The following is a 22,163-nucleotide window of genomic DNA, read 5'->3' as shown; positions in this document are numbered from 1 at the left end:
GATTCGCGAGCAGGCCAGAGAGCTTAACAAATCGTTGACTGACGCCAGCGTCAACGCCGTGGCTGCGCGCCTGCGCAAATCGCGGCCGGATCGGCGTCGCGCCGCTGCCTGTCACTCGCTATGCTGGGATCACCCAGACTGCATCCGAGCCCTGTGACTGCTGCCGATCCCGCTCCGTCCACTGCCGTTTCTGCGCCGCGCGCCCTGGTGTTCGGCGGCAGCGGTCAGATCGGCGAACGCCTGCTGACGCGGCTGCTCGGCCGCGGTTGGCAGGTGACGGCCTGGTCGCGCCAGCCACGTGCCGCGCGTGCCGGGCTGATCTGGCGGCAGGGCGATCTGGCCATGCCGGCTGCCGCGGGCGAGGCATTCGAGGTGATCTTCAGCTGCGGTCCGCTGGACCATTTCGCGCGTTGGTATGTCGAAAATCCGGTGCGTGCTCCGCGCATCGTGGCGTTCGGTTCCACCAGCCTGGAGGTCAAGGAACACTCGATCGACGCGGCCGAGCGCGATGTCGCACAGCGCCTGGCAAATGCCGAACAGGCGCTGTTTTCCGCAGCCCAGGCGCGTGGCGCTGCGGCGACGGTACTGCGCCCGACCCTGGTCTACGGTGCCGGGCGCGACCGCACGCTCACCCAGATCGCCGGGCTGGCGCAGCGCACCGGCGCCTTCGTGCTGCCGGCCAACGCGACAGGGCTGCGCCAGCCGGTGCATGTGGACGATCTGGCCAGCGCCGCACTGGCGGTGGTCACCCAGCCGGCGACACAGCAGCGCAGCTATGCCGTCGGCGGCGGCGAAGTGCTGGCCTATACGCAGATGGTGGAGCGCGTGCTGGCAGCACTGCCACGACCGGCGCGGCTGTATCAGGTGCCGCCCGGACTGTTCGGCCTTGCCCTCACCGCTGCGCAGCGGCTGGGGCGCCTGCGTGGCATCAATGCGGCCGCATTGCAGCGCATGCGCGATGACCTGGTGTTTGACCTGGAACCGGCGCGTCGCGACTTCGGTTATGCGCCGCGCGCCTTTCGTCCCCTGCCCGAAGAACTCGGCATCGGCGAGTGAGGCTCGTCTGGGCGGATGTGCTTCGAAGACCTGCATGGCGCGCGGTCCGCTAGCTCTGCTGCGCAGGGCGATGCGGCATGACCGTTAGCCGCTGCAGCGCTTCGGCGTAATCCGCTGCTTTCAGGTCATGACCCCGCCGGCGACCGGCTATGTTCTGGCTGTCACTCGCGCTCAGTACCGCCAACCCAGCTGACGATAGAGCTTGGCCAGTACCCAGATCGGCCCGATCAGCAGATAGGTCAGGTCGGTCAGGAAGCTCGGCTTGCGGCCTTCGATCCGGTGGCCGACGAATTGCGCGACCCAGGCCAGCACGAACACCGTCAGCGCCGTGGCGAACAGCCCGGTGAGCCCGAGTCTGCCTTCGAGCAACCGGCACAGGCAGCCGAAGAAAAAGAAGATCCCCAGCATGCCCAGCCCGAGCGGACGCGATAGGCGGTTGTAGTACGACCAAGCCGCGAACATCGACAACGCCGCCCACACGCCGCTGCTGAACCAGGTGCCGCCAACCGGGATGCACCACAGCAGGGCCACCACGGACCACAGGATCGCCGGCACCGCCAGCACGTGGATCTGCTGATTGGTGGTGTTGCGGTGATCGTCGGCGTAGCTGGCGAAATAGCGGTCGATCGGTCGCGCGGTCTTGGTGCGTTCGGTCATGTTCCCTCCCAGGAATGACCCAAGCATACGCGCGCGGATGGCGCTGTGGCAGCCGTACTCTCTGCCACGCACAGTGCGCGTGGCAGGGGCCGGTGTGCATCAGTTGACCGACACGGCGCTCCACGCTGCAGCAACCGCGCGGTACTGCGTGGAGCTACTGCCATACAGATCGGTGGCCGCGCTCAACGTGGCCCTGCGTGCGGCCGCGTAGTTGGTCGAGGAGGTCATGTAGACCGTCAACGCGCGGTACCAGATGCGGCTGGCCGCCGCCCGGCCGATCGCCGTCAATGCCGTATTGCCGTTGCAGACCAGCCCGGCCGGCGTCACGTTCCAGCTGGTGCCCGACCCGAAGCCGCTCGGCACTACCGCGCCTTCGGCCAGCAGATAGTAGAAATGGTTGGCCACGCCCGAGCTGTAATGCACATTGAGCGAGCCCAGGCTGCTGCTGTAGCAATCGGGCGAATCGCCATCCAGGCTGGGCTTGAACATGTAGCGCAGGGCCAGCGTCCCGCTGCTGTTGCCCGGGATGATCTTCTCGCCGATCAGGTAATTGCCCGGCTGCGCGCTGTTGTTGGCGGAGTACTCCACCATCGCGCCCATGATGTCGGACGTGGCTTCGTTCAGGCCGCCCGACTCGCCCGAATACACCAGGCGCGCGGTGCGGCTAGTCACGCCGTGGGTCATCTCGTGGCCGGCCACATCCACCGACACCAGCGGCGTGAACGTGCTGCCGTCGCCATCGCCGAAGGTCATGCAGAAGCAGCTGTCCTGCCAGAACGCGTTGTTGTAGCGGCTACCGTAATGCACGCGGCTGCGCGCACCGATACCATCGTTGGCGATGCCGCTGCGCGCATGGGTGGTGCGGAAATAGTCCCAGGTCAACGCCACGCCGTAATGCGCATCCACTGCCGCGGTCACCGTATCGCTGTTGGCGCCGCTGCCCCAGGCGTTGTCGGCATCGGTGACCAGCGTGCCGTTGCCAGAGGTGCTGTTGCGCATGTTGTAGGTGGCGCCGCTGCCGCGGCTCAGATCGGTCAACTCGTAACCGCTGCTGCAACGCGTCGTTGCCAACGCCACGCTGCCTGCATACAGCGAACGCCCGGTGCCGGCCGCATTGGTGCCACCCGCGCAGGCGGTGTGCACCGTGTCCCAGGATTCGAGAATGCGTTGATTGATTGCGTCGACGATGTAATGCATTTCGGTCGGCGTCTGATCGGGCTTGATGCCGCTGTAGATCACTTCATAGACCAGCCGCGGTGCGCCCTGACGCGCATACAAGGCCAGGCTTGCGCGCGGCGCGGCATCGGGTGCCAGATCGAACTGCGCACCGGCCGCGCGCACTGCCGTGTCGGCATCGATGCCGGGCACGATGCTCGGGCGCACGCTGGTGTCCATGCTCTGGCTCAACTGACGCATCACTCCGCGCCGCGAATGCACCACCACATCGCCGCCGATCACCGGCAGGCCCTGATACGTACGATCGAAGCGCGCATGCTCGCTGCCGTCGGCATCGACAATGCTGTCGCGCGCGACAAACGCATCGGCCGTTGCACGATTGGCCAGCGCCGCAGCGTGATTGCCCAACAAGGATTGCGCGCGCGACACCGCGGCATCCGCGGAAAGATCCGCAGCAGTGGCGACAGCAGACAACGATAGCGCGCAGCAGATCGCTGCGCCCAGGACATGAACTCGCATGACGACTCTCTCCCCGAAAACGTGCAATGCAAAGATCGGCGGCGATACGCATCACGGCCGATCGCGACTGGCAACAGGTGCCGGCAGATAAATTTGCACAGTCCACGACAGCACAGTAGTAAAAGTTACAGCTGTGTTGCGTTCTGTGCGCCGCGCCACTTTGCGGTGTGGAGGGCATCGCAGAGCAGCAGGAGTGTCGCTGCGTGTGCAACATCACCAGCGCGGCAGGCACGCCGTATTGTCGCAATCTGGAGGGTGCACCAACCTCCAGCGACGCACAATCCGCTGGCAACAACAGGCAATCCGCGCAGGTGTGTGCAGTCAGACGCGGCCGCAGCGACGCTCTCGGCGCTACTGTCGAAAGCAGACAGGCACAAAAAAACCGGCCAGACATCTGGCCGGTTTTTCGTGCTGCGGCGTTGAACCGTCAGCGGCCGCCGATCGCGACCCGCTGCTGCTCATCCTGCGCACGCTGCTGCGAAGCCTGGCCAGCCAGCAATTGCGCATTGGTCTGTTCCAGCGGGGGAGCTGGCTGGTTCAGATCCACCGCCGCACGGAAGCCCGGCGTGGTGCCCATGACAAATGCCTTGCCATCCTGCACGGTGACGTTCTGCAGTTTGTCTGCCGAATCGATACCGTTCTGCTTGGCCTGCAGGGTGACGTGGGCCGCGGTCTCGTTGGAGATCATGCTGGGCAGCTTGCTGCGGATCGCGTTGTGCAAGGCATGGTCCGGATGCGAGGCATCGTCGAGCGACGGCCCCTTGGGCGCAGCAACCGGCGTCTGCGCTGCCTGTGCCTGGGCCGGTTGTGCGGACAACGCGGCCTGCGTGTTGCGCCCCACCACGCCATCGGGCTGCAGCCCGTGCTGCTTCTGGAACGCAATCACCGCCTCACGCGTGTTGTCGCCAAAGCGGCCATCCTCGGCAAGCCGGTTGCCCTGCGCATCGCGCACGCCGAGACGGTTGAGGTCCTGCTGCAGCTTGCCGACATCACTGCCTTGCTCGCCATGCCGCAGCGTGCCATTGCCACCCGCTGTCGCCGGCTGGGGGTGGCGCGCGCCGGACTCCTGCTGATGGCCCTGATTCCAGAATGTCTCCGGACTGGTCAGCTTGCCGTTGGCATCGCGCAGCTGGTAATGCACGTGCTGCGCGTACTGGCTGTTACCGTTCGGGCCGCGTCCACCCATTGTGCCGATGGCATCGCCTGCAGACAGCGTCTGACCTTCCTTCACCTTGAGCGCGTCCAGGTGCAGGATCTCGTGCGAGTTGCCCTGTGCATCGCGAATCTTGACGGTGCCGTAGTTGCCGCCCGCGAAGGTGACGGTTCCGGCGACCGGCGAATGCACCGTCGGGTGCTGCATGTTGCGGCCTGTCTGGCCACCCTGGTAGTTGAAGTCGGTACCGCCGTGATCACGGGCACTGCGATGCTCGCCGTAATGGCCGGTGATGTGCGGTGCCGTCCCGTTCTGCGGTGGGAGCATCCGTTCCATCGTCTGCTGAAACGAGCTGGATCCACCATGCTGTGGCTGCACAGGTGCTGGTGCAGTGTGCTGCACCGGCTGTCCGAGCTGGCCATGGGCCAGGTTGTTCATCAGTTCTGGAGTGATATCGCGCTGCCAGCGGGCAAACCGGTTCTCGCGGTCGGCCAATCCATTTGGCGGATCGCCGCCGTTGATCGCAACACCTGCCGCATGCGCGTCCTGCCTGGCGGCCTGCGGCACGTTGTTTTGCCAGTACCAAGTGGCGATGCGGGATGCGTTTTCAGGTTGTGCCGCCAGATCGGGGTGTGCCACCAGATCCAGGTTCAACGCTTCGCCCGCCGCACGATATTGGTCCTTGCCGGTGAGCTGCATATAACCGCGGCCACGGTACAAGTAGCCGTCGCCGGGCTCGTTATTGCCCATGCGTCCGCCATACATCAATTCGGCCAGTTTTTCCGGTTGCCCCCGCAGGGCATCCAGACGTGCCTGCTCCAGGGCTTCGGGGCCCTCACGCAGTGCGGAGCGCACCTTCGAACTCACCTGTGAGGATCCGTGCGTATAGCGGAACCCTTCTTCCAGGCGGTTGAGGCCCATCGATTCATGACCCACCTGGGCCATGAAGTTTGCCAGCTCCTTCGGCTGGGTAATGCCTGCAGCATAGGCTGATTGGAGCAGCCCTGTTTCACGATCGGTTGCCATGGTGTAACTCCTCATTTCTCAGCAACATGAAATAACGGACTCCTTCCTTGTCCGTGCAAACCATTACGTCCCTTTAATTCGCCTTCTCGGCTGCGGCGTCGTCCAATGCCGCAGCTTTCTTCAATGTGGATGGATCAAACTCCTGAAACGCCACCGTGCCGAAGTCTTTGGCGGTCAATTCCAGGGTGTTGTGCTGCTCGGTCTCGGTATCGGACAGGTCACGCACCACCTTGTCCAGCAACCAGGTCTGCTTGTCTGCCGAATACTTAAACGTGAAGTCGTCTGCCCAGCGCTCGCGCGATCCGCCGGAAATGGAAATGGTGAATTGCCCGGTCTGGATGCGCGAAAACGCGTAAGGGTCGCCTGCCAGACCGCCGCAACGGGCGCATGGCACGATCTTGCTATTTTCTGAGGCCTTCTGCATCGCACCGTCGGCGGTCTGCGTCAGCAGCAGAACCGTACGCGGTTGTCCCTCGCCAAGTTTTTCGGCGCCGGTGCTGGATGGGGAAATCACCACCAACGCATCGGAGCGGCCCGCGCCAGTCAGATCGCCACGGATGGTCTCCAGAGCCTTCGATCCCGCCGGAATGAAGGAGTCTATCGTGCCCATAGGTACAGTCCCTTGTGTCGGTGTTGCGGGGGTTGGTGCGGCAGGTGCGGACGGCTGCGTCGCCGCGGTACCGGCAGCGGCGTTCGACTGCTCGGCCGCACCACCAGCTTGAGGTCCGTTACAGGCCGCGAGTGCAACTGCCAATGCAGGGCCAATCAGTCGGAAAGGACGCAAGGTTATCTCCTGAAACGTTGGCGGATGCGCCATTACCAGTGTCGCCACTAGCGCGCTGATTAAAGGGACTGGTCGTCCACCTTAACCAGCATCCAGCAGGGGCGCTGGGCGAAGTGGTAGACCTGCTGATCGCCAGTGTCCGGCGTGCGGACCAGTACCTGGCGGCCATCGGCCTCTTCGGAAATCGTGACCTCGCGGCCGCCGTTGCGGGCTGCCTCCAGGTTGGGAATGACAGGCCATTCGACCTTGGCCAGCGGAACCGTGCGGGTGACCGGTGTGGGCTCGGGCTGCGCGTCCGGGTCGAGTTGGATCATCGTCAGCGGATCGGCGGTGGCCTTTTCCTGTACCGCAATGTCTGCACTGAAGCTTTTCAGAAATGCAGAGAAGTCGGCGCTGGGGCAGGTTGTCGCCTGCGCAGGCGTTGCCGGAGCGGTGGCAGGTGCCGGGGCTGCGGGTGCTGCATTCGCAGCAGGCGTCGCAGCGCCGGCGGGCTCAGCTTGCGGCTTGCAGGCGACCAACGCCAGGCTCAGTGCGAAAGCGTGCAGGGACGTTCGAAAAAGGGCCAAGGGATCCTCCTGATCATTGCGGGGCAACTGGAACGCGGGCGGGATGGTATACGCGCGCTGCTTGCCAATGTGTGAAGGCTGGCAGAGTCGTGGCTTGCGCAAACTGGCCGGCATGCGGCAGGCCAATACCCTCGCAGAACAAGCAGCCTGACGGTGGCCCCGGTGCTCGGGTGAGTCCACGGCCATTGATTGCGGTCAGCAACGCCGGGCTATCTCGATCGATCCTGCGCAAAAGTCATGATGATTTGATCATGGTTTGGCCGGGGATTTATCCGGTATGGCGCGGCTGACTATATCCCGTTTGAAAATACATCGGGTGCATCCGCACCCACCCATCCCTGCGCGCAGTCGCCGACATACTGGCCCGGCGCGGCAACATTTCAGCTCTCGCCAGTGGCGGTCTTCGAGCGTTGGATCGGCCTGTCGCCATATGTTCCGCATGCCGGGTTGTTCTTGCATCCGGCGACGCTGTCTGCAGGAATCGCAATGACGCGGTAATACGGAGGTTTCTGTCCGACGCGGCTGCGGAATGAAAAGTATGAGAGCGCCATTGCGACTTTTCTGGGCAACAGACCGCGTCAGGTGCGTCCTTCAGCGCTCAATAAAGAGCGCTGCCCGCCATTGTTGCTTTACTACAGCCTCAAAGCCCCGGACGCGGGGCCTTGGAGATCAATCGACCGAAATACCCGCCAACCGCTGCAATGCTTCGGCATATTTTGCGCGCGTGCGTTCGATCACTTCTGCCGGCAGGCTGGGGCCGGGTGCGGTCTTGCCCCAGTCCAGGGTTTCCAGATAATCGCGCACGAACTGCTTGTCGTAGCTGGGCGGGCTGGTGCCGAGTTCGTACTGGTCGGCCGGCCAGTAACGCGACGAGTCCGGGGTCAGCATCTCGTCCATGATGTACAGGCGGCCATCGGCATCGGTGCCGAATTCGAACTTGGTGTCGGCCAGCAGAATGCCGCGCTCGGCGGCAAAGTCGGCGGCGAAACGGTAGATGCGCAAGGTGGCATCGCGGACGCGTTCGGCAAGCTCGGCGCCGACGGTCATGACCATCGCATCGAAGTCGATGTTTTCGTCATGGTCGCCGACCGCGGCCTTGGTCGACGGGGTAAAGATCGGCTCGGGCAGTTTCTCGGCCTGGCGCAGGCCGTCGGGAAGTTCGATGCCGCTGATCTTGCCGGTACGCTGGTAATCCTTCCAGCCGCTGCCGATCAGATAGCCGCGTGCGATCGCTTCCACCGGCACCGGCTTGAGCTTGCGCGTGACCACGGCGCGCTTGGCATACAGCGCCGGGTCTACGCCCTCGGGCAAGACCTGCTCCACGGTGATGTCGACCAGATGGTTGGGCATCAGGTGTTCGGTCTTGTGGAACCAGAAGTTGGAGACCTGGCACAGCATCTCGCCCTTGCCGGGGATCGGGTCGGGCAGCACCACGTCGAACGCGGACAGGCGGTCGGTCGCCACCATCAACAGATAATCGCCCGGGGGCGCATCGGCGGGCAGGCGCTCGCGGGGAATGTCGAAGACATCGCGGACCTTGCCACGGTGACGCAACGGCAGGCCGGGCAGATCGGATTGCAACAGCGTGGTCGACACAGGCACTCCTAAGGACGTCGCAATGACGCTGTCCCCGGGACCCGGCGGGCCCGCGGGTGGGCAGCGGGCCGCGTAGTGTACGGCGCTTCGGCGCGCGCCGCTGGATTTATTGGGGCCGCCCCGGTGGGCGGCGTGCATGCCGCGTCAGCCAGGCCGGGCGGGCGTTCGGGTAAGATCGCCAGCCCGCCATCCCGCCCCCCGATCGCCCATGTCCTGGTACGGAAAACTGCTCGGCGCACTGGCCGGCGCCCTGCTGTTCCGCGGCGCGCCGGTACTCGGGCTGATGATCGGCCTGGCGATCGGGCATGCGGTGGACGCCGGCTGGTTCAAGCGCCGCGCCGACAACCCGTACGAAGCGCTGGGACTGGAGCCGGACGCCACCACCGCCGAGATCGACCTGGCCTACCGTCGGCTGATGTCGCGCTACCACCCCGACAAGGTGGCCAACGCCGAGCCGGAAGCACGCCGCCAGGCGGAGAAGAAGGCCAGCCAGATCAATGCGGCCTACGATCGGATCCAGCGCCTGCGCAAACGCTGATCCAGCCTACGCTGCAATATCGCTGCCAGGCACCCACACAGGGTCGGCATGGGCGCCAAAAATGAAAACGCCCGACCCATGACAGGTCAGGCGCGGTCACTCAGGCGCCGAACACTCAGAAGCGATAGGTCGCCGTCAGGCGCACCGCATTCGACGAAAAGTCGGTATCGCTGCGGCGCAGGTCGGTGCCGGCCGGATTGACGCGCAGGAACGGGTTGGTCGCCGGCGCAGTGCCCGGCCCGACCCGCACGCGGGTGTCTTCGTCCTGCAGGCGGGTGAACAGGTATTCCACACCGACCGAGACGTTGTCGCTCAGGCGGCGCTGCAGGCCCAGGCCGGCCTGGTAGCCGTCGGCGCTGTCGCCGCCGCTGCTGGTGAAGCTGTTGGCGGTGTTGCTGCTGGAGAAGCTGTGATCGAACTCGCCGCGTGCCACGCCAGCGGTGAAATAGGCCAGAAAGTCGCCCTGCGCGCCAAAGGCATAACCGATACGGCCGCGCAGTGCGGCGGTGCGGTTGAGCTGGCGGGTGAAGGTGTAGAACGCCGGGGTGGTGCTGAAGGCGCTGACGCTGTCGCGCAGGTCGTTGCGGGTGTACTCGGCAACGACGCCGTAGACCCAGTTGCCGGCCTGCCAGTCGTAACCCAGCCGCGCACCGTATTCGGCGCCGCCCTTGTCCTTGCTGCAGCCGCTGGCCGGGGTGCGCCCGGCCGCCGCGCCGCCGCAGAACCCGGGCGAGAAGGCATCGGCGCCGGTCGGGGTGCTGACCTGGTCGCCGTCGCGGCCATCCAGGTTGGTGTCAAAGCCGAAGCGGCCGCCGGAAACGCCACTGACGTCGGCACCGCCGACATTGGCGCCGATCGAGAAACCTGACCAGTCGGCCGGGCCGGTCTGGGCCCAGGCGGAGGGGGCGAGGGCCATCAAAACGAGCGCAGCGGAGGCGAGCGGGGTGGTCTTCATGCGGTGTCCTTGGCGAAAGGGCGCGGTGCGCCGGTTCAGGTGCATACGCAGCCTGGACCGCTGCGGATGCACTGGCTTTGCGCGCCTGCGACAATGTGTTTTCCGTTCCTTGACGAGCTGCCCATGCAACCGACGGCGATTGCCCCGTCCATCCTGTCCGCCGATTTCGCCCGTCTGGGCGAGGAAGTGAACAACGTCCTGAAGGCCGGCGCCGACTGGGTGCACTTCGACGTGATGGACAACCATTACGTGCCCAACCTCACCATCGGCCCGATGGTGTGCCAGGCGCTGCGCAAGCACGGCATCACCGCGCCGATCGACGTGCACCTGATGGTCGAGCCGGTGGACCGCATCGTGCCGGACTTCGCCGAGGCCGGCGCCACCACCATCAGCTTCCATCCCGAAGCCAGCCGCCATGTGCACCGCACGATCCAGCTGATCAAGTCGCACGGCTGCCAGGCCGGCCTGGTGCTCAACCCGGCCACCCCGGTGGACATTCTGGACTGGGTGCTGCCCGAGCTGGACCTGGTGCTGGTGATGTCGGTCAATCCCGGCTTCGGCGGGCAGGCCTTCATTCCCTCGGCGCTGGACAAGCTGCGTGCCATCCGCAGCAGGATCGACGCCCTGGGCAAGCCGATCCGGCTGGAGATCGATGGCGGGGTCAAGGCCGACAACATCGGCGCGATCGCTGCCGCCGGTGCCGACACCTTCGTTGCCGGCTCGGCGATCTTCAATGCGCCCGACTATGCACAGGTGATCGCGCAGATGCGCGCGGCGGTGGATGCGGTGCGATGAGCGCGCCCGCGCTGCAGATCCGCGCCGCCACGCCTGACGATGTGGCGCTGCTGCATGAGCTGATCACTGCACTGGCGGTGTACGAACGCGAGCCCGATGCGGTCAAGGCCAGCCCGCAGGACCTGCGCGCCAGCCTGTTCGGCGAGGGCGCCACCGCGCATGCGCTGATCTGCGAGCAGGACGGCCAGGCCCTGGGATTTGCGGTGTATTTCTTCAATTACTCGACCTGGCTCGGCCGCAACGGCCTGTATCTGGAAGACCTGTTCGTGCGCCCGCAGGCGCGCGGGCAGGGTGCCGGTCTGGCCTTGCTGCGGCACCTGGCCCGGTTGGCCGTGCAGCGTGGCTGCGGGCGTTTCGAATGGTCGGTGCTGGACTGGAACCAGCCGGCCATCGACTTCTATCAGGCGGCCGGTGCGCGCCCGATGGACGGCTGGACCGTCTACCGGCTCGACGGCGAGCGCCTGGCCGCGTTCGCCGCCGGCGCCTGAGCGCGCCCTGCGCGCCGCCGCGGCACGCAAAGAGAAGGCCGCTCCCCTTGGAGCGGCCTTCGAGAAAATTGGAGGCTGATCCTGCCTCCGCCCGTCGTCCCTGCTATGGCCTTCCACTCTCCGGGTTCTCGGTGACATGCCGATGACAGCCCGACGACATTGCGTATTCACGATGCGCGCAGCGGGCCGCTGCTAGCCTGCGTCCACCACCCCCACAGCATTGGCAGCGTGCATGGCCGCGTCCCACTGGCGTCTGATCCTCAACGGCAAGTCCACCGACAATCTGGACCTGCGTGAGGCGGTGGGAGCGCTGCGCAAGCGTGGCATCCAGCTCGAGGTGCGGGTCACCTGGGAAGACGGCGATGCCGAGCGCTATGTCGGCGAAGCGGTTGCCGACGGCGCCCACACCGTGATCGCGGCCGGCGGTGACGGCACCTTGAGCGAAGTGGCCGCGGCGCTGGCGCATCACACCGCCGATGCCGCCACGCTGCCATCGCTGGGCCTGGTGCCGCTGGGCACCGCCAACGACTTCGCCACCGCCGCCAACCTGCCGATCGAACCGCTCGCTGCGCTAACGCTGATTGCCGAGCGCCCTGCCGAGCCGATCGATCTGCTGCGCATCGATGCCGAGCACGGCCCGCACTGGTGCGCCAACGTCGCCAGTGGCGGGTTCGGCACCCAGGTCACCGTCGAAACCGACGAAGGCCTGAAGAAGATGCTCGGTGGCCTGGCGTATCTGATCACCGGCATGTCGCGGCTGGGCCGCATCGACCCGATCAGCGCCCGCTTCAGCGGCCCGGATTTCAACTGGGAAGGCGAGTTCATCGCGCTTGGCCTGGGCAACGGGCGCCAGGCCGGCGGCGGCCAGGCGCTGTGCCCGGAGGCCCTGATCGACGATGGCCTGCTCGACGTCACCATCGTGCCCGCGCTCAACGGCGAAGTGGCCGCCACCCTCGGCACCCTGGTCACCGGCGGCAAACAGGCCGCGCTGGAACGTGTGGCCGTGCGCGCGCGGCTGCCGTGGCTGGAGATCGTCGCCCATCAGCCGCTGACCTTGAACCTGGATGGCGAGCCGGAGACCTCGCTGCATTTCCGCATCGAATGCGTGCCGGCGCGGTTGCGGATGCATTTGCCTGTGGAGTGCCCGTTGCGGAGCGCTTGAGGGTGGGGAATCGGGAATCGGGATTGGGGAATCGGTAGAGCGGGGCTGGTTGTGCGGCGCCAGGCCGGTCTGCCCGGCTTCGCAATTTGCTTGGCTTTCGCCTCGGGCCTGCTGCCCTGGCGCGGCAGTTGCGCTACAGTAGGGACGTGTCCCGCTTGACGACTCCACGCTCCTTCTCTTCCGCTCGCCGCTGGTGGCGATGGTGGCCCGTTGCCGTCGTCCGCCCCGCCACAGAGTCCCGGAAGGAAAGTCGTCTTGATCACTGCAGAGCAGTTCCAGCGCCAGGCCGCTGAAGGTCACACCCGTATTCCCGTCGTCCGCGAAGTGCTGTCCGACCTGGACACGCCGCTGTCGGTCTATCTGAAGCTCGCCGACGGCCCCTACACCTATCTGTTCGAATCGGTCGAAGGTGGCGAACGCTTCGGGCGCTATTCCATCATCGGCCTGCCGGCGCGGCGCGTGTACAGCTTCCGCGGGCATACGCTGGAAATCAGCGAGCACGGCGAAGTGCTGGAAACCCGCGAGGTCGCCGACCCGCTGGCCGAAGTGGACGCCTTGCGCGCCGAGCATTCGGTGCCGCAGCTCGACGGCCTGCCCGGCTTCACTGGCGGCCTGGTCGGCTGGTTCGGCTTCGAGTGCATCCAGTACATCGAACCGCGCCTGGGCAGCGGCGACAAACCCGATGAGCTGGGCACGCCGGACATCTTGCTGATGCTGTCCGAAGAGCTGGCGGTGTTCGACAACCTCAAGGATCGGCTGTACCTGATCGTGCACGCCGACCCGCGCCAGCCGCAGGCCTATGTGCGCGCCAACCGGCGCCTGGACGAACTGGCGCACCGGCTGCGTCAGGGCGGTGCCGGGTATCCGCAGGCGCAGGTTTCCGATGCGATCGACGAGTCGGACTTCCACTCCTCGTTTACCCGCGAGGAATATCACGCGGTGGTGCGCAAGGCGCAGGAATACGTGCGCGCCGGCGACATCTTCCAGGTGGTGCCGTCGCAGCGCTTGCGCGTGCCGTTCCGTGTGCGTCCGGTGGATGTGTATCGCGCGCTGCGCGCGCTCAATCCCTCGCCGTACATGTATTTTCTCGATGTGGGCGGCACGCAGGTGGTGGGCTCCTCGCCGGAAATCCTGGCGCGCCTGCGCGATGGGGTGGTCACCGTGCGGCCGATCGCCGGCACCCGCCCGCGTGGTGCCACGCCCGAGCAGGACAAGGCGCTGGAAGTCGAATTGCTGGCCGACCCGAAAGAGCGCGCCGAGCACGTGATGCTGATCGATCTCGGTCGTAACGATGTCGGCCGCGTGGCCGAACCGGGCACGGTCAAGGTGGGCGAGCAGTTCGTGATCGAACGCTATAGCCACGTCATGCACATCGTCAGCGAGGTCACCGGCACGCTCAAGGCCGGCCTGAATTACAGCGACGTGCTGCGTGCGACCTTCCCGGCCGGCACCGTCAGCGGCGCGCCGAAGATCCGCGCGCTGGAGATCATCCGCGAACTGGAGCCGGTCAAGCGCAACGTCTATTCCGGCGCGGTCGGTTACATCGGCTGGCACGGCGATGCCGACACCGCCATCGCGATCCGCACGGCGGTGATCCAGGATGGGTATCTGTACGTGCAGGCCGGCGGCGGCGTGGTCTACGACTCCGACCCGGATCTGGAATGGCAGGAGACCATGAACAAGGGTCGCGCGCTGTTCCGTGCGGTCGCGCAGGCGGCCAAGGGGCTGTGATGGACGGGCAGGGCAACGCTGCGCGCATCAGCTTCCGCAACGATTACAGCGAGGGCGCGCACCCGCGCCTGCTGCAGGCCTTGGCGCAGGCCAGCGCCGAGCAGAACGCCGGCTACGGCACCGATCGGCATACCGCGCGTGCGGTTGCGTTGATCCGCAGCGCAGTCGCGCAGGCGCAGGCCGAGGTGCATTTGCTGGTCGGCGGTACCCAGACCAACCTGACCGCGATCGCGGCGTTCCTGCGCCCGCATCAGGCGGTGATCGCGGTGGAAGCGGGGCACATCGCCACGCACGAAACCGGCGCCATCGAAGCGACCGGCCACAAGGTGCTGACCGTACCCGCGTTGCACGACAAGCTGACCCCGGCGCTGATCCAGCCATTGCTGGATGTGCACGGCAACGAGCACATGGTGCAACCGCGCCTGGTCTACATCTCCAACAGCACCGAGAGTGGCACCATCTACAGCCGTGCCGAGCTCGAGGCGCTGTCGCGTTTCTGTCGCGCGCACGATCTGCTGCTGTATCTGGATGGCGCACGCCTGGGCGCCGCGCTGACCGCCGAGGGCAACGATCTGGATCTGCCCACGATCGCCGCGCTGACCGATGCGTTCTACATCGGCGGCACCAAGAACGGCGCATTGCTCGGCGAAGCGCTGGTCATCGTCACTCCTGCCTTGCAGGCCGACTTCCGCTACCTGATCAAGCAACGCGGCGCGCTGCTGGCCAAGGGCATGCTGCTGGGATCGCAGTTTGCCACTCTGTTCGAAGATGGCCTGTTCTTCGAGCTGGCCGCACACGCCAATGCGATGGCCCAGCGCCTGCGCGCGGGATTGCTGGCCGCTGGCGCGCAGTTCACCAGCGATTCGCCGACCAACCAGCAGTTCATCGCCGTCAGCGCGCAGCAGGCCGCGCAGCTGGCGCAAGGCTACGACTTCGAGCGCTGGGAAGTGCGCGCCGATGGCAGTCAGGTGATCCGCTTCGTGACCTCGTGGGCGACCACGGCCGCGTCGGTCGACCGGCTCTGCGCGGATGTTGCCGCGCTTCATCCCGGTGTGCCATGAGCATGCGCACCAGATGGAGCGAAACAGATGAAGCAACTCGAACGCCGAAATGTTGCCTGTCCCGGTTCGCTCGATGCTGGTCAGGTGCGTGGCAGTCATGACGCGCCATCGCCGATCGCAGAGTCACCTGACGCCGGCAGCCTGACCTTCACCCAAAATATCTATGCGGTCTTCCTGATCGCGCAATGAGTCCTTTGCCATGCTGCTGATGCTCGACAACTACGACAGCTTCACCTACAACCTCGTGCAGTACCTGCAGGCGCTGGGCGCCGAGGTCACGGTGGTGCGCAACGACGCGATGAGCGTAGATCAGATCGCCGCGCTCAGGCCCGAGCGCATCGTGATCTCGCCCGGCCCGTGCACCCCGAACGAGGCCGGTATCTCGCTGCAGCTGATCGAGCAACTGGGCCAGACCACCCCGATCCTGGGCGTGTGCCTGGGTCATCAAAGCATCGGGCAGGTCTACGGCGGCGATGTGATCCGCGCCGACACCATCATGCATGGCAAGACCTCGCCGATCCGTCACCAGGGCAAAGGCGTGTTCGCCGGCCTGCCGGACAGTTACGAGGCAACCCGCTACCACTCGCTGGTGGTGGACAAGACCACCTTGCCCGACGCGCTGGAAGTCACCGCCTGGACCGAGAATCCGGATGGCTCGATCGAGGAGATCATGGGCCTGCGTCATCGCCAGTTTCCGGTCGAAGGCGTGCAGTTCCATCCCGAGTCGATCCTGACCCAGCACGGTCATGCCTTGCTGAAAAACTTCCTGCAGCGTTGATCGAAATGCACAGCACACACGTCGCAATGGCTGCCGCAACCCTTGTCGGTCTCGATGCAGTCTTCGGCGCCATCGATGCACCAGCGATCGATGCGCGCAATGCCTGCAATTGCCTGTGCGCCAGCATGCGGCCGGCTTCCCGCTTCGCTTCGTTCACACCTGCATCCGGATCACGATGAGCACCACCAGCGACAGCTTCCACTTCTACGAACCAGGCCAGGGCCACGGGCTGCCGCACGATCCGTTCAACGCCATCGTCGGTCCGCGGCCGATCGGCTGGATCGGCTCGCGCAGCGCCGAGGGCATCGCCAATCTGGCCCCTTACAGCTTCTTCAATGCGTTCAACTACGTGCCGCCGATCGTCGGCTTCGCCAGCATCGGCCGCAAGGACAGCCTGCGCAATATCGAAGCCACCGGCGAGTTCAGCTGGAACCTGGCCACGCGCCCGTTGGCCGAGGCAATGAACGCCAGTGCGGCGATGGTGCCGGCGGAGGTCGACGAGTTCGTGCTGGCCGAGCTGCAGATGGCGCCATCGCGGCTGATCGGTGCCCCGCGCGTGGCAGCCAGTCCGGTCAGTTTCGAATGCCGGCTCAGCCAGCTATTGCCGCTGCAGAGCGCAGCCGGGCAGGCCATCGAAACCTGGCTGGTCCTGGGCGAAGTGGTCGGCGTGCATCTGGCGCACGCGGCGTTGCAGGACGGCATCTACGATCCCGCAGCTGTGCAGACGATTCTGCGCGCCGGCGGCGCCGCCGACTATTTCGAAGTGCAGGCGCAGGCACGCTTCCGCATGCGGCGCCCGGGCCAGTGAGCGCTGCGCGCCGCGTCGCTGCATGGCATTGCCGCCATGCGCGACTGCAGCGCCAGCATTGATCGATCAAGCTCGCTGCCGCCTATCTTTCCCACGTTTTGCCACGGTCCTCGTCCATGCCCATCACCCCGCAAGAAGCCCTGCAACGCACCATCGAACACCGCGAAATCTTCCACGACGAAATGGTCGAGCTGATGCGCCAGATCATGCGTGGCGAGGTCTCGGACATGATGGTCGCGGCAATCCTCACCGGGCTGCGGGTCAAGAAGGAAACCATCGGCGAGATCGCCGGCGCAGCCACGGTGATGCGCGAGTTCTCGCGTCGCGTGGAAGTGAGTGATCGCCGGCATATGGTCGACATCGTCGGCACCGGCGGCGACGGCTCGCATACCTTCAACATCTCCACCTGCGCCATGTTCGTGGCCGCCGCCGGTGGTGCCAAGGTCGCCAAGCACGGCAACCGCAGCGTCTCGTCCAAGTCCGGCAGTGCCGACGCGCTGGAGGCGCTGGGCGCGGCGATCGAGCTGCAGCCCGAGCAGGTCGCCGCCTCGCTGGCGCAGACCGGTATCGGCTTCATGTATGCGCCGGTGCATCATCCGGCCATGAAGGTGGTGGCGCCGGTGCGCCGCGAGATGGGCGTGCGCACCATCTTCAACATCCTCGGCCCGCTGACCAATCCGGCCGGCTCGCCAAATATCCTGATGGGCGTGTTCCATCCGGACCTGGTCGGCATCCAGGCGCGCGTGCTGCAGGAACTCGGTGCCGAGCGTGCGCTGGTGGTGTGGGGCCGCGATGGCATGGACGAGCTTTCGCTGGGGGCCGGCACCCTGGTCGGCGAGCTGCGCGATGGCCAGGTGCGCGAATACGAAGTGCATCCGGAGGATTTCGGCATTGCGATGTCGGCCAGCCGCAACCTCAAGGTGGCCGATGCCGCGCAGTCGCGCACGATGCTGCTGCAGGTGCTGGACAATGTGCCCGGCCCGGCGCTGGACATCGTCGCGCTCAACGCCGGTGCCGCCCTATACGTGGCAGGCGTGTCCGACAGCATCGCCGAGGGCGTCGTGCGTGCGCGTGCGGTCCTGGCCGATGGCTCGGCGCGTGCAAGACTGGACGCCTATGTCGCCTTCACCCGGCAGATTGCCTCACAGGCCTGACCCCTCCCACTGCACCGGCAGGCATGCGGCGGCATCCCGATCATGACCGCTGGCATGCTGGGGCTGGCGCGTGGCGGCCGGTTGCGGCCGTCTTGACCGATAATGCCCGACTGCCAGGACCCGATACGATGAGCGATATCCTCAACACCATCCTTGCCCGCAAGGCCGAAGAAATCGCCGAGCGCAGTGCGCGCGTGCCGCTTGCCGAGCTGATCGCGCGCAGCGCCGACCTGCCGCTCACGCGCGGGTTTGCCGCCGCCATGCAGGCCAGCATCGCCGCCGGCGAGCCGGCAGTGATCGCCGAAGTGAAGAAGGCCAGCCCGTCCAAGGGCGTGATCCGGCCCGACTTCCACCCGGCCGACATCGCGGTCAGCTATGAATTCGGCGGCGCCAGCTGCCTGTCGGTGCTGACCGATGTGGACTTCTTCCAGGGCGCCGATGCCTATCTGCGCCAGGCGCGCGAGGCCTGCACGCTGCCGGTGCTGCGCAAGGACTTCACCGTCGACCCCTACCAGGTCTACGAGGCGCGCGTGCTCGGCGCCGATTGCATCCTGCTGATCGTCTCGGCACTGGACGATGGGCAGCTGGCCGAGCTGTCCGGCCTGGCCATGCAGCTGGGCCTGGACGTGCTGGTGGAAGTGCACGACATCGACGAGCTGGAGCGCGCGGTGCAGGTGCCGGTGCCGCTGGTGGGCATCAACAACCGCAATCTGCGCACCTTCGAAGTGACGCTGCAGACCACGCTGGACATGCGTGCCGCCGTGCCGCGCGACCGCATCCTGGTCACCGAAAGCGGCATCGTCACTCCGGCCGATGTGCAGTTGATGCGCAGCCACGGCGTGAACGCGTTTCTGGTTGGCGAGACCTTCATGCGCGCGCCCGAACCCGGCGAGTCGCTGCGTCAGCTATTCTTCGCGCATGACTGAGGCGTATCCCGTACCGCGCGACGACGCACCGCTGGTGGTCTTCGATTTCGACCACACGCTGTATGACGGCGACTCCGGCAGCCATCTGTTCGCCTGGCTGATCAAGCGCAACCCCTTGCGTCTGCTGGTGGCACTGTTGGCCTCGCCAATCCTCGGCCCGATGGTGGCGATGCTGCCGACCCGCCGCCGCGGCGTGTCCGGGTATGTGTGGATCGCCACCTTCGGCCTGCACCGCACGCGCGAGTTCAACCGTTTCATCGATGCCTACGTGCTCAAGCATGAGGCGCAGATCCGGCAGCGCCTGTTGCCGCACGCCTTGAAGGTGTTCACCGACCACCGGGCTGCCGGCGACCGTGTGGTGGTGGCCACCGGCGCGCCGCCGGAACTGGCGCGCGCCATTCTCGGCTTTGTCGCCCATCAGGATGTGCCGGTGATCGGCAGCCTGGTCGGCCCACGCCTGGGTGCGGTCACCGCGCGGCGTCACTGCCATAACGAAGAGAAGATGCGCATGCTGCGCGAGCGCGGCTATGCCGACATCGCCATTGCCTATTCGGACAGCACCGCGGATCTGCCGCTGTTGAAGGCCGCGCGTGCGCCGGTGGTGGTCAATCCGAAGGCCAATCGCGAAGCGCTGTTCCGGCAGGTGCTGCCGGCCGGCACGCCGATCCTCAACTGGGGATGTCGCGATCGCGGTGGCAAGGCGCTGTAGCGCCTGGCGCCGGTAGCGGCGCGCAGCCTGGCGGGCACGGCAGGTATTCGAACTCGGCAGCTACCGCGCAGACGCACGGCTTGCTTCGCGCGCATCCGGTGGCTGTTCACCAAGATTTACTGGTCACGCCAAGCCCGCCGAAGCAGCAGGGAAGGGTAAGCAGCTAGTAATGCACGGCACGCACGCAGCACGCGGCGGCGCAGCGCGCCTGACTACAGCAGTCCGCATTTCATGCGGCATGCGGTTCAAGCTGCGGCTGGTGCAGTGCTGCACCAGCCGCGACCACAACCGTTTAGCGGGTGCCGTAGAGCACGACGGTCTTGCCGCGTGCATGCAGCAGGCCGTCGGCCTGCAGCTTCTTGAGCACGCGCCCGGCCATTTCGCGCGAACAACCCACCAGCCGTGCCAGTTCCTGCCGCGATACGCGCAGCTGGGTGCCCTGCGGGTGACTCATCGCTTCAGGCTCCTTGGACAGGTCGTGCAGGGTGCGCACGATGCGGTCGGTCACGTCCAGGAACGCCAGGCGGCTGGCTTTCCTTGTGGTATCGAGCAACCGCTTGGACAGCTGAACGCCAATCGCGTACAGGATGCGGGGCGCATCCGGCGACAGGCTGGTCTGGAACAGTTGCTGCAGCCGCTCGTAGCTGATCTCGGCCAGCTCACACTGGGTGCGGGTGCGCAAGATCACCTCGCGGGTATCGGATTCGATGAACAACCCCATCTCGCCGACGAACTCGCCGCTACCGAAGTAGCCCAGCACCAACTCACGATCGTCATCTTCCTCGGCAATGATGCTCACCGAGCCACTGATCACGTAGTAGAGGGTGCCAGCCGGGTCTCCTGGCCGGAACACATCGGTCCGGGTCGGATAGCGCCTGCGATGGCTGTGCGCCAGGAAACGCTCGATCGTGCCCGCGTCCAGCGCCAGAGAAGGGGTAGCGTTACGTACCGTCGTAGTCACAACCGTCGTGTTTCCTGGGCTCATGGTAGTTCCGCGTGTAATTCCTGAAGCTTAACGGCATGAGTCATGCAAGGTAAACCATTCTTAACGTCGGCATTTCGTTGCTGGGATCTTTGGCTCATAATTGTTTCCTTTCCCGCCTTCCATAAGGACAGACCGACGTGGTCAAGCCGTTGCCTCGCCTGAGGCTACAGGGGTTCAACAACCTCACCAAGGCGTTGAGCTTCAACATCTACGACGTCTGTTACGCGCGTACCGAAGAGGAGCGTCAGCGCTACATCGAATATATCGATGAGCAGTACGACGCCGATCGTCTGACGCAGATCCTGACCGATGTTGCCGAGATCATTGGCGCCAACATCCTCAATATCGCACGTCAGGACTACGATCCACAGGGCGCATCGGTCACGATCCTGATCTCGGAAGAGCCCGTCATCGACAAGAAGCAGGCCGGCAAGGAGCTGATCTCCGATGCCGTGGTCGCTCATATGGACAAAAGTCATATCACTGTCCATACATACCCCGAGACGCATCCGCAGGAAGGCATTGCCACGTTCCGCGCCGATATCGACGTCGCTACGTGCGGCGTGATCTCGCCGTTGAAGGCGCTGAACTACCTGATCGAGAGTCTGGAGTCGGACATCGTGATCATGGATTACCGCGTCCGTGGCTTCACCCGCGATGTGAAGGGCAAGAAGCACTACATCGATCACAAGATCAACTCGATCCAGCACTTCCTCGCCAAAAACGTCAAGTCGCGCTACGAGATGTTCGATGTCAACGTCTATCAGGAAAACATCTTCCATACCAAGATGCACCTGAAGGACTTCGACCTGGACCAGTACCTGTTTGAGGAGCGCGCCAAGAACCTCTCGTTCAAGGAGCGCATGAAGATCGAAACGCTGCTCAAGCGTGAGATCGAAGAACTGTTCCACGGGCGCAACCTGAGCGAGTAAGCGCAGCGAGCGAGCTGTTGCGCGACCTGCCTGCAGGCGCGAAAGAACCAAGGCGGGACGGCCCGCCACGCGATGACCTTGCGTTCCACAGCCGACGGCGGCCCAGTGTGCAAACACTGGGTCGCTTTTTTTTTTGTGCGTTTTTCAAGTGAGGAGTGATGCGATGCCCTGGATCTATCTGCTGCTGGCCGGCCTGTTCGAAATCGGTTTTGCCATGGGCCTGAAGTACAGCGACGGCTTCACCCGCCTGTGGCCGACCGTGCTGACGATCGGTCTGGCGGGCATCAGCCTGTGGTTCCTGACCCAGGCACTGAAGACCATTCCGGTCGGCACCGGTTACGCGATCTGGACCGGGATCGGCGCGCTGGGCGTGACCATCGCCGGCATCGCACTGTTCGGCGACAGCGCGTCTTGGTCGCGTCTGGCCTGCATCGGCCTGATCGTGGCCGGGGTGATCGGGCTGAAGCTGGTGGGGTAGTCGTGGTCAGTCCTGCGTGGTCAGCCCCACTGCGTGGGCCTGACCCCCCAAGGTTTGCGTAGCAAACCTTGGGCCCCACTTCGTAGCAGCCTATCCCCCCGCCTTCGGCGCGCCCCCTTAACAGAAGGGG

23 protein-coding genes and 1 pseudogene are annotated in these 22,163 nt (G+C 65.4%); 15 read left to right on the top strand and 9 right to left on the bottom strand.

Annotation, left to right across the window (positions count from 1 at the left end; genetic code table 11):
- Positions 1-153 precede the first annotated feature (153 nt).
- Complete coding sequence (locus tag DYQ94_RS09350) at positions 154-1,056, top strand: NAD-dependent epimerase/dehydratase family protein (RefSeq protein ID WP_024938210.1); 903 nt, start codon at positions 154-156, stop codon at positions 1,054-1,056.
- Positions 1,057-1,227: 171 nt separating this feature from the next.
- On the opposite strand, the gene DYQ94_RS09345 is transcribed toward DYQ94_RS09350, so the two are convergent.
- The 7 genes and pseudogenes from DYQ94_RS09345 to DYQ94_RS09315 form a co-directional block, all read right to left on the bottom strand.
- On the bottom strand, positions 1,228-1,713 hold the full coding sequence (locus DYQ94_RS09345) for an Mpo1 family 2-hydroxy fatty acid dioxygenase (protein WP_024938209.1): 486 nt from the start codon (positions 1,711-1,713) through the stop codon (positions 1,228-1,230).
- Positions 1,714-1,812: 99 nt separating this feature from the next.
- Positions 1,813-3,408 carry a M4 family metallopeptidase gene (locus DYQ94_RS09340; RefSeq protein ID WP_126965268.1) on the bottom strand — a complete coding sequence of 532 codons (1,596 nt, stop codon included), beginning with the start codon at positions 3,406-3,408 and terminating at the stop codon, positions 1,813-1,815.
- Between the two features lie 427 nt (positions 3,409-3,835).
- Positions 3,836-5,587, bottom strand: a complete 1,752-nt coding sequence (locus tag DYQ94_RS09335; RefSeq protein WP_104577300.1) for a peptidoglycan-binding protein — start codon at positions 5,585-5,587, stop codon at positions 3,836-3,838.
- A gap of 73 nt (positions 5,588-5,660) precedes the next feature.
- The gene (locus tag DYQ94_RS09330) at positions 5,661-6,197 is read right to left on the bottom strand and encodes a hypothetical protein (RefSeq protein WP_104554499.1); all 537 of its coding nucleotides are present in this window, start codon (positions 6,195-6,197) and stop codon (positions 5,661-5,663) included.
- Between the two features lie 233 nt (positions 6,198-6,430).
- Complete coding sequence (locus DYQ94_RS09325; RefSeq protein WP_126965282.1) at positions 6,431-6,937, bottom strand: hypothetical protein; 507 nt, start codon at positions 6,935-6,937, stop codon at positions 6,431-6,433.
- A gap of 290 nt (positions 6,938-7,227) precedes the next feature.
- Positions 7,228-7,458: pseudogene (locus DYQ94_RS09320) on the bottom strand (hypothetical protein); the annotation flags it as partial.
- A 148-nt stretch (positions 7,459-7,606) separates the two neighbouring features.
- On the bottom strand, positions 7,607-8,533 hold the full coding sequence (locus DYQ94_RS09315) for a phosphoribosylaminoimidazolesuccinocarboxamide synthase (RefSeq protein ID WP_046345459.1): 927 nt from the start codon (positions 8,531-8,533) through the stop codon (positions 7,607-7,609).
- Between the two features lie 208 nt (positions 8,534-8,741).
- Here DYQ94_RS09315 and DYQ94_RS09310 point away from each other — a divergent pair, with 208 nt between their 5' ends.
- Complete coding sequence (locus DYQ94_RS09310) at positions 8,742-9,071, top strand: J domain-containing protein (RefSeq protein ID WP_016901358.1); 330 nt, start codon at positions 8,742-8,744, stop codon at positions 9,069-9,071.
- Between the two features lie 115 nt (positions 9,072-9,186).
- On the opposite strand, the gene DYQ94_RS09305 is transcribed toward DYQ94_RS09310, so the two are convergent.
- Entirely contained in the window at positions 9,187-10,026 is an 840-nt protein-coding gene (locus tag DYQ94_RS09305) for an outer membrane protein (protein WP_039511280.1), read from the bottom strand.
- 123 nt (positions 10,027-10,149) lie between these two features.
- Between DYQ94_RS09305 and rpe the strand changes: the two genes are divergently transcribed.
- From rpe to DYQ94_RS09250, 11 genes are all read left to right on the top strand, one after another.
- Positions 10,150-10,821 carry a ribulose-phosphate 3-epimerase gene (rpe, locus tag DYQ94_RS09300; protein ID WP_016901363.1) on the top strand — a complete coding sequence of 224 codons (672 nt, stop codon included), beginning with the start codon at positions 10,150-10,152 and terminating at the stop codon, positions 10,819-10,821.
- Positions 10,818-11,309: a GNAT family N-acetyltransferase gene (locus DYQ94_RS09295; RefSeq protein WP_054592402.1), complete on the top strand. Its 492-nt coding sequence runs from the start codon at positions 10,818-10,820 to the stop codon at positions 11,307-11,309. Before rpe ends, DYQ94_RS09295 begins: the two co-directional genes overlap by 4 nt.
- Positions 11,310-11,541: 232 nt before the next feature.
- Positions 11,542-12,471, top strand: a complete 930-nt coding sequence (gene yegS / locus DYQ94_RS09290) for a lipid kinase YegS (RefSeq protein WP_126965267.1) — start codon at positions 11,542-11,544, stop codon at positions 12,469-12,471.
- Positions 12,472-12,726: 255 nt separating this feature from the next.
- Entirely contained in the window at positions 12,727-14,202 is a 1,476-nt protein-coding gene (gene trpE / locus DYQ94_RS09285; RefSeq protein WP_160954866.1) for an anthranilate synthase component I, read from the top strand.
- Positions 14,202-15,263, top strand: coding sequence for a threonine aldolase family protein (locus DYQ94_RS09280; RefSeq protein WP_126965266.1), 1,062 nt, complete (start codon positions 14,202-14,204; stop codon positions 15,261-15,263). Before trpE ends, DYQ94_RS09280 begins: the two co-directional genes overlap by 1 nt.
- A gap of 27 nt (positions 15,264-15,290) precedes the next feature.
- Positions 15,291-15,452: a hypothetical protein gene (locus tag DYQ94_RS09275; RefSeq protein ID WP_164738848.1), complete on the top strand. Its 162-nt coding sequence runs from the start codon at positions 15,291-15,293 to the stop codon at positions 15,450-15,452.
- Positions 15,453-15,462: 10 nt separating this feature from the next.
- Complete coding sequence (locus DYQ94_RS09270; RefSeq protein ID WP_024938197.1) at positions 15,463-16,041, top strand: anthranilate synthase component II; 579 nt, start codon at positions 15,463-15,465, stop codon at positions 16,039-16,041.
- A gap of 175 nt (positions 16,042-16,216) precedes the next feature.
- Complete coding sequence (locus DYQ94_RS09265; RefSeq protein WP_126965265.1) at positions 16,217-16,849, top strand: flavin reductase family protein; 633 nt, start codon at positions 16,217-16,219, stop codon at positions 16,847-16,849.
- 116 nt (positions 16,850-16,965) lie between these two features.
- Positions 16,966-18,003: an anthranilate phosphoribosyltransferase gene (gene trpD, locus DYQ94_RS09260; protein WP_046345540.1), complete on the top strand. Its 1,038-nt coding sequence runs from the start codon at positions 16,966-16,968 to the stop codon at positions 18,001-18,003.
- A 128-nt stretch (positions 18,004-18,131) separates the two neighbouring features.
- Positions 18,132-18,929, top strand: coding sequence for an indole-3-glycerol phosphate synthase TrpC (gene trpC, locus DYQ94_RS09255; protein WP_016902428.1), 798 nt, complete (start codon positions 18,132-18,134; stop codon positions 18,927-18,929).
- The gene (locus tag DYQ94_RS09250) at positions 18,922-19,638 is read left to right on the top strand and encodes a haloacid dehalogenase-like hydrolase (protein ID WP_016902427.1); all 717 of its coding nucleotides are present in this window, start codon (positions 18,922-18,924) and stop codon (positions 19,636-19,638) included. Before trpC ends, DYQ94_RS09250 begins: the two co-directional genes overlap by 8 nt.
- 292 nt (positions 19,639-19,930) lie before the next feature.
- Here DYQ94_RS09250 and crp read toward each other — a convergent pair whose 3' ends face one another.
- On the bottom strand, positions 19,931-20,623 hold the full coding sequence (gene crp / locus DYQ94_RS09245; RefSeq protein WP_024938194.1) for a cAMP-activated global transcriptional regulator CRP: 693 nt from the start codon (positions 20,621-20,623) through the stop codon (positions 19,931-19,933).
- Between the two features lie 137 nt (positions 20,624-20,760).
- On the opposite strand from crp, the gene speD reads away from it, so the two are divergent.
- A complete protein-coding gene (gene speD, locus DYQ94_RS09240) occupies positions 20,761-21,555 on the top strand; it encodes an adenosylmethionine decarboxylase (protein WP_005990692.1) in 795 nt (264 codons plus the stop codon).
- Positions 21,556-21,718: 163 nt separating this feature from the next.
- Positions 21,719-22,033, top strand: a complete 315-nt coding sequence (locus DYQ94_RS09235; RefSeq protein ID WP_003483069.1) for a DMT family transporter — start codon at positions 21,719-21,721, stop codon at positions 22,031-22,033.
- The last annotated feature ends 130 nt before the right edge of the window (positions 22,034-22,163 follow it).

Source organism: Xanthomonas sp. LMG 8993, from assembly GCF_009835065.2.
In the GTDB taxonomy this organism is placed as follows: Bacteria; Pseudomonadota; Gammaproteobacteria; order Xanthomonadales; family Xanthomonadaceae; genus Xanthomonas; species Xanthomonas arboricola.
This window is presented reverse-complemented; position numbering and strand designations above follow the sequence as displayed.